General features: G+C 49.1%; 4 protein-coding genes. 3 read left to right on the forward strand and 1 reads right to left on the reverse strand.

What is annotated here, in order from left to right:
• Positions 1–196: 196 nt before the first annotated feature.
• The 3 genes from grxC (at position 197) to AC0QH1_RS19990 (ending at position 2,940) form a co-directional block, all read left to right on the forward strand.
• On the forward strand, positions 197–463 hold the full coding sequence (gene grxC / locus AC0QH1_RS19980; RefSeq protein WP_324633054.1) for a glutaredoxin 3: 267 nt from the start codon (positions 197–199) through the stop codon (positions 461–463).
• 201 nt (positions 464–664) lie between these two features.
• Positions 665–1,645 carry a glutathione synthase gene (gene gshB / locus AC0QH1_RS19985; RefSeq protein WP_324633055.1) on the forward strand — a complete coding sequence of 327 codons (981 nt, stop codon included), beginning with the start codon at positions 665–667 and terminating at the stop codon, positions 1,643–1,645.
• 134 nt (positions 1,646–1,779) lie between these two features.
• Entirely contained in the window at positions 1,780–2,940 is a 1,161-nt protein-coding gene (locus tag AC0QH1_RS19990) for a Gfo/Idh/MocA family protein (protein WP_324633056.1), read from the forward strand.
• A 229-nt stretch (positions 2,941–3,169) separates the two neighbouring features.
• Here the strand turns inward: AC0QH1_RS19990 and AC0QH1_RS19995 are convergent, their stop codons facing one another.
• Positions 3,170–4,237, reverse strand: a complete 1,068-nt coding sequence (locus tag AC0QH1_RS19995) for an endo-1,4-beta-xylanase (RefSeq protein WP_324633057.1) — start codon at positions 4,235–4,237, stop codon at positions 3,170–3,172.
• Positions 4,238–4,307: the final 70 nt, after the last annotated feature.

Here is a 4,307-nt window from a genome sequence, read left to right on the forward strand (position 1 = left end):
GCAATGCGGCAGCAAATATTTTGAGAAAAGTAGCGGCAAAATTGGGGTTCAATCTCAATGGAGTCAGTAGGGGTGTGTTGATTGCGCCTTTAAAAGTCCGACTTTGGACTCTTTAAGAATCCCTCGGATTTATCCGTAGGGAGTATCAAGATAAAATTAAAGCCAGAATAAGTTGCTAAATATCGAGAAACCCACTATGACCCCCAAAGTTGAAATCTATACTTGGAGCTGGTGCCCTTTTTGCATGCGGGCAAAAGCACTGTTGGATCGCAAAGGCGTAGAGTATCAGGAATACTGCATTGATGGAGATGACGAAGCGCGCGAAGAAATGGCAAAACGCGCCAATGGACGCCGATCGCTGCCCCAAATCTTCATTAGCGATCGCCACATTGGCGGTAGCGACGAACTGTACGCTCTGAACTCGGAAGACAAATTGGATCCAATGCTCCAGCCATCCGCCTAGTCCTTCCCCGGGGAACAGTCACAATAGCGATCGCCCCAAATGCGCGATCGCTATTTTCTTTCCCCTGACAAACAACAAATGACAAACCACGATCGCACTGATGATGGCGATCGCAAACTACCCCAGGCGCTTTCGCTTCTGATAAATTAATGAAGGTTATCAGCGAAACCGCATGATTGCAAATTACAGAGGGGAACAGGCGTGAAAATTGTTTCGATCGTAGATCCAATCGAGAAACTCGATCCCACCCACGACACCAGCATCGCACTGATGGAATCCGCCCAAGCTCGGGGACACGAACTGTGGATAACCCAAGCGGACCAACTCAGCGTAGTGGATGGCAAAGCATGGGCGCTTTTAGAGCGCGTATCCCTGAACCCCGTGGAACGAGTAGACGAACGCTGGATCGCAGCAGATCCCTGGTACGAAATCAAACCAGACCGACTATATCCACTCGAACAGATGGATGCACTCTTCATGCGAACCGATCCACCCGTCACCATTCCCTATCTCTACGCCACCTACATTCTCGACTATATCGACCCGACAAAAACCCTGACGATGAATTCCCCCCGGGGACTGCGGGCCGCAAATGAAAAAATGTACGCCCTCCAGTTTACCAACGTCATTCCCGAAACCATTGTCAGTCAAACCAAATCCGTCATTCGCGATTTTGTAGAGCGAAAAGGAGCCGGCGTGCTAAAGCCATTAGGCGGAAAAGCAGGAGAAGGTATTTTATTCTTGCAACCAAACGATTCTAACTTAAACTCATTGATAGAAATCAGTACCAAAAACGGTAAAGAACCGGTGATGGTGCAAACCTATTTGCCCGAAGCGCGTCAAGGGGACAAACGAATTATCCTCCTCAATGGCGAACCGATTGGCGCGGTGAATCGCGTCCCTAGCGGCACTGAATTTCGCGGCAACATGGCAGTTGGCGGTAAAGCTGTCAAAACCGCAATCACCGATCGCGAACGTCAAATCTGCACCGAAGTCGCCCCGAAACTGCGCGAAGATGGCTTATATTTCGTCGGTCTTGATGTCATCGGCGGCTATTTAACCGAAGTCAATGTCACCAGTCCCACAGGTCTGCGAGAAATTGACAAATACCAACCCGATGGTTATCGCTTGGGGGATAAAGTCATTGAATGGGTGGAAAATTATGTCTCTAAGTTAAAATAAACAGTCATCAAAAAATCGGAAATTTCACGGGTTTTATTTGTTGAAGAAATGCGGGGGAAAATGAGGAAAAGCTAATTTTTACCTCGTCTTTCCCATCCAAGGGATATTGTTGTTCACTGTGTTTTGAGAAGGTTATGAGCTATTCATCCACTCGAGGAGCGTCTAATCTAACGACAGCAGAAGGTCAAGGAACCGTTCGCGTCGCTATTGTGGGAACCGGGTTCGGCCAAAAGGTTCACATTCCGGGATTTAAAGACCATCCGCGCACTGAAGTGGTGGCGGTGTATCATCGCGATATCGATAAAGCAGAGGCGATCGCCAAAACCAATGATATTCCCTTTGCGGTCAATACCATTGAGGATATTGCCAAGATGGAAAATCTGGAGGCGGTGAGTATTTCCACGCCCCCTTTTTTGCATTATGAAATGGCTAAACCGATTTTAGCCGCCGGAAAGCACTTGTTATTGGAAAAACCGACAACTTTATCGGCAAGTGAAGCAAAAGAATTATATCAAATTGCCACAGATAAAAATGTGGTAACGGCGATGGATTTTGAATTTCGCTTCGTTCCCGCATGGCAGCGGTTGAAGGAACTGTTAGAACAGGGATATTGTGGCACACTGCGGTTGATTAAGGTGGATTGGTTGGTTGCTTCCCGCGCCGATGCCAACCGCGCTTGGAATTGGTACGCGCAAAAAGACAAAGGCGGTGGCGCATTGGGGGCGATCGGATCCCACAGTTTCGATTATATTCCCTGGTTGTTTGGCCCAGTGGGTCGTTTGTGTGGGCATCTGAGTACCGCAGTGGCACAGCGCCCGGATCCCGCCGCAGGGGGCCAACTCAAACCGGTGGATGCGGACGATACGGGGATGTTGATGCTACAACTGAGGGATGGTACCCCGGTGCAAATTACCTTGAGTTCCGCAACCTATGGCGGCAGGGGCCATTGGGTGGAAGTGTATGGCGATCGCGGTACCTTGATCCTCGGTAGCGACAATCTGAAAGATTACGTGCATGGGTTTAAACTGTGGGGGGCACCCGCAGGAGAAGAGTTGACTGAGCTCGAAATCCCGTCACGTCTCGCATTTGAGAAAACTTATCCCGATGGACGCATTGCGCCGTTTATCCGCACGATCGACAACTGGGTGCGCGGAATTGATGCCGCAAAAGCATCCGCGCCGTCGTTGTTAGACGGGGTGTATTCTCAGCTTTTGATGGATAGTACCCATGAATCCCACGCCACTGGCAGATTTGTTGAGATCCCGACAATTGAGGCATTTATGGCGGGTGGATAGCGATCTCTCTTCCCTGTCTGTGTCTCGATCGGTGAACGGCGATCGTTAAATTCCTGTTTGGCCTAATGTGGAAGTCCACTGCTTCCACCTTAGGCAATCTATCCCCTTCTTCGGGCATTCACTCGGCTATTTTTAGATAGATTTAGTCGCAATCAAAGCAATCTAGGGGTAATGCTATAACTGGAAACAATAGCGCGACAATCGGCAATCTTTATGCTATAATGGAAATTTAATTGTTTCTTCGCAAGACCGCTTGAAGGGCATAATAAGACGGTTTTGGTTTAAAGGATTCATCAAAAATTAAAGGATAATTGGGGTTATCTTCAATTTGTCTCATCCATGAATGAGCGTCGGTAAATCCCCAGAGCACGAATGCTTCGCAATTGCTGGCATCCAAGCAAACTTGCAGCATATCGCCGTAAAGTTTGGCTTGGGAGGCTAATTTTTCTTCCAGGGTGCCCTTGCCTTTGTGAAGTCCCACATCCATCTCGGTAATTTGAACCTCTAGGCCCAATTCTCCGAGTCGCTGCATATTTTGCGCCACCTTTTGCGGATCTGGGAATTTGTCCACATTCCAGATGTGCATTTGCAGACCCACGCCATCAATGGGGATGCCGCGTTGGCGCAAATCTTTGACGAAGTTATAAATGGCATCGGATTTTTTCCCTCGTCCTTCGCCGCCATAGTCATTATAGAAGAGCAGGGCATCCGGATCTACTTCATGCGCCCATTGAAAAGCCATTTCTACGTATTCCGGACCGATGCCGCGCAACCAAATGGTATCTCGGAAGTTGCCATCATCGCCGATCGCTTCATTGACTACATCCCACACGGCAATTTTGCTTTTATAGCGACCCAGCACGGTTTGAATATGCGATCGCACGATGTCGATATATTCATCCCGCGTAAATTCCCCCTCAGTCAACCATTCTGGTTGCATCCTATGCCACACTAGGGTATGACCGCGCACCTGCATCTCATGGGAAAGCGCAAACTCCACGATCGCATCGCTTTTGGAAAAATCATACACCTGGGGCTGAGGACTCAGCAGACCGAATTTCATCGCATTTTCTAGCGTGACCATGTTGAACTCGCGCGCTAGAACCCTGCGATACATGGGGTTTTCCTCTAGGGGGCGATAGGGTACCGCCGCACCTATAGAGATCCCCTGGGTAGCAGCAAGCGATCGCAACGATTCCCCAGTATCTTGCAGCTGAGAAATTTGCCCCATCCACAGGATTCCTGCCGTAGCTAGCACAAGCAGCAACAACAGCCAGAGTGTGCGTTTTACTCTCATCAGAAATTAGGGTTGGTAAGGGGGAGAACGGAAACCCTCGTCATTTATGCGTAGGGAGGAGTTCTCCCCC

This window comes from Phormidium sp. CCY1219, from assembly GCF_055795085.1.